General features: G+C 74.1%; 3 protein-coding genes. 2 read left to right on the plus strand and 1 reads right to left on the minus strand.

From position 1 onward, the window contains the following. The first annotated feature begins 53 nt into the window (after window positions 1-53). Both GL263_RS24015 and GL263_RS24020 read left to right on the plus strand, forming a co-directional pair. A complete protein-coding gene (locus GL263_RS24015; RefSeq protein ID WP_182857839.1) occupies window positions 54-818 on the plus strand; it encodes an SDR family NAD(P)-dependent oxidoreductase in 765 nt (254 codons plus the stop codon). Window positions 819-1,207: 389 nt separating this feature from the next. Beyond that, the gene (locus tag GL263_RS24020) at window positions 1,208-1,927 is read left to right on the plus strand and encodes an SDR family NAD(P)-dependent oxidoreductase (RefSeq protein ID WP_182857840.1); all 720 of its coding nucleotides are present in this window, start codon (window positions 1,208-1,210) and stop codon (window positions 1,925-1,927) included. Between the two features lie 40 nt (window positions 1,928-1,967). On the opposite strand, the gene GL263_RS24025 is transcribed toward GL263_RS24020, so the two are convergent. Beyond that, the gene (locus GL263_RS24025) at window positions 1,968-2,822 is read right to left on the minus strand and encodes a helix-turn-helix domain-containing protein (protein WP_323379542.1); all 855 of its coding nucleotides are present in this window, start codon (window positions 2,820-2,822) and stop codon (window positions 1,968-1,970) included. Window positions 2,823-3,218 lie beyond the last annotated feature (396 nt).

The following is a 3,218-nucleotide window of genomic DNA, read 5'->3' on the forward strand; positions in this document are numbered from 1 at the left end:
CCCAGGATCATCCCGCCCTGGTTCCCCCGCCGCACCGGGCGCACGCTCGGCACATGAGCGCACCCACCCTTACCCGATACACCGGCAAGACCGCCCTCATCACCGGCGGCACCAGCGGCATGGGACTCGCCACCGCACAACGCCTGCGCGACGAGGGCGCACGTGTGGTCATCACCGGCCGGGACCAGAGCCGGCTCGACGCGGCGGTCAGCCGGCTGGGCAATGACTCCGTCCTCGGCGTCGTCGCCGACACGTCCGACCTCGCCGCGCTGGACGGCCTGATGGACGACGTCCGAGAACGGTTCGGCCGCGTGGAACTCGTCTTCGCCAACGCCGGCGTCGGCGTCTTCAAACCGAGCGACGAAGTCACCGAGGCCGACTTCGACCTCTCCGTGGGCGTCAACTTCAAGGGCGTCTACTTCACGGTCCAGAAGGCCGTGCCGCTGATGCCGGAGGGCGGCAGTGTTGTCGTCAACGCCTCGTGGACCCTCCACCGGGGCGTCGGCGGCCTCAGCCTCTACTCCGCCACCAAGGCCGCCGCGCACAACCTGGCCCGGACCCTCGCCGCCGAGCTCGCGCCGCGCGGCATCCGGGTCAACTCCATCAGCCCGGGGTACATCGACACCCCGATGTACCCGGAAGCCGAACTCCCCGAGGACATCGCCACGGCCAGCCGCAACCGGGTCGCGGCCGGCCGCTTCGGACGCCCCGAGGAGATCGCCGGCGCCGTGGCGTTCCTGGGGTCCGCCGACGCCGCCTACGTCAACGGCCAGGACCTGGTCATCGACGGCGGCCTGGTCGGAGCCCTCGTCTCCTGAACCTCACGCACGCCCTGCGCGCCCCGGCGGCGCCTACCGCCCGGCGGCGCCTACCGGCGCTGTCGGGCCGCCGCGGCGCGCGGGGCCACGCCGTGCCGGATGGCATGACCGGTGTCGACGGCAACCGCCACCGTCCGGGCCACGCGGAACACACCTCGAAGGAACTCACGCATCGCGATCCCCTCCAGAACACCGAAGACCGACTGAAAGGCCGTGCTGGCAGCGGAAATGCTACCGATCCCGGCCGCCTTGCGGCAGGGCCCGTTCCGCTTCGGCGGCGGCGGCGCCGCGGGGAACGTCCGACGATGTCGTGGGCGGCTGCGTCCACAACAGCCGGTTCCGCGGAAGAAGGAGGTGTACGGGCTACGGGCCGAGGCGAGGAGGTGCCCATGTTGCTGGACGGTTCGCGGGTACTGGTGGCCGGTGCCACCGGGGTGATCGGCGCGGCGGTGGCGTCCGGGCTGGTCGAGCGGGGCGCCCGGGTGGCGGTCGCCGGCCGAAACCCGACCCGCCTCGCCCAGCACGCCGCCGACCTGGGAGGCGTCCCCGCCTCCCGTATCGACGCCTACGACCTCGACGGCTGCGCCGACCTCGCCCACTGGGCGGCGGACCGGCTCGGCGGCCTCGACGCCGTTGTGGTGACCATCGGCGTCGCGGCCTTCGGCCCCGCCGACACCCAGCCGGAACCCGTCACCGAGCACGTCTTCACCGTCAACGCGCTGGCGCCCATCGCCGTGCTGCGCGGCGCGCTCGCCGTGCGGCCGACACCGGGCACGCTGGCGGCCGTGACCGGCGTGGTGGCCGAACGCCCGCAACGCCAGATGGCGGCGTACAGCTCGGCGAAGGCCGCGCTCAGCGGCTGGCTCACCGCCGTCCGGGCCGAGCGGCGCAGCCAGGGCACCGTCGTCCTGGACGCCCGCCTGCCGCACCTGGACACCGGCTTCGCCGACCGGGCCGTGGCCGGCACGCCACCGCCACTGCCCCGGCCCGTCCCCCTGGACGAGACCGTCGACGCGCTGCTCGAAGCCCTGGAGTCCGACGCCGTACTGCTCGCACCCAACGGCACGGGCGGCGTCACCGCCGACCACCGCCTGCCCCAGCCCCACTGACCTCCGGCCCTTCCCCCGCCACGCCTGCCGCGCGCCGCGGTCAGCCTCCGCCGTCGGCTGTGCTGGCTGTGCCGGGTGGCTCGGTCGTCCGGCGGCGGCAGTCGCCGCACCGGCCGCCGGGGCGAGTCGCCCGGTAGGCCCGGTCGCACCCGTCGCAGTTCTGCAGCGGCACCGGGCGTGACGCGGAGGGCCGGGGCGGGGCCGCCGTCGCGGCCGGCAGCAGAGCGGCCAACCGGTGCGCCACCAGCGCCGCCGGCCGACGCAGCGGCTGCGGCAGGTCCGTCGTCAGGGCGTGGCGCAGCACCTCCGGCGGGGTGCCGCGTTCCAGCCACGCCGCCGCGGCCGGCGCGAGCCGCCGCACGTCCGCCTCGGTCAGCAGCAACGCGGGCGCGTCGCCCCGCAGCCCACGTAACGCGGACGCGGCGAGACGCAGCCGCCCGTCATCGGCTTCCCGTGGCTTTGGCTGCGGCAGCGGCTGTGGCCGCACCGGCTGCGCGGCGCCGACGGGCTCCACGCCCCGCACGGGCGGCGGCTCGACCGCCCCCGCTGTCGGCCCTGCTTCCGCTGCTGCCGCCGGTGCGGCGGCCGCGGCACCATGCCCCTCCCGACCGACCTCATCACCTCCGCCCCGCCGAGGAACCGGCTCCTGCTCCTCACCTCCCGGCCGTCCCTGCGTACCCGGCCGGTGGTGGTAGACGGTCCGCGTGACGATCCGACCCGATGGCGCCCGGTGCCGCGTACGTGTCAGATAGCCGTGCGCCTCCAACTCCCGCAGCGCGGAGGCGATGCGGATCTCACCCTCCGGGAAGCGCGCGGCGAGCGACCGGATGTCCACCCGGGCACCGTCCGGCAACGACTGGATGTGCACCGCGACACCGATCGCCGTGAGGCTCAACTTCCGGTGCTGCGCGAGGTGGTTGCCGACAACCGTGAACCGCTCCCGGTGCCGGTGACGAACGTGCGTGACCCCGCCTCCGAAGCCGCCGGTGCGGCCTCCTCGAACGACGGACGAAGCGCGCGCACGCGCGCTAAGCTGCTGCTCACCCATCGGGAAGTCCTAATCTTCCTCGGTGGTCAGGCCCTCGATCGGGATGCCCGTCCCGGCCGGGGGCCGTCGCATGTGTGGTTGTGGTGGTTCCTGCTCCAACCCCGAGGCTAGGACGACCAACCGGACGCCTGTCCAGCGATTCGCCCCTTTGTCACCCTTCCGGGTGAGCGTTCTTGGTGGGTGGGTGGGGAGGATTCTTCGAGGAACTCCTTTCCTTACTGACCCCGCCGCCCACCACCCCAC

Origin of the sequence: Streptomyces durbertensis (genome assembly GCF_014156695.1) — a bacterium.
GTDB classification, from domain to species: domain Bacteria; phylum Actinomycetota; class Actinomycetes; order Streptomycetales; family Streptomycetaceae; genus Streptomyces; species Streptomyces durbertensis.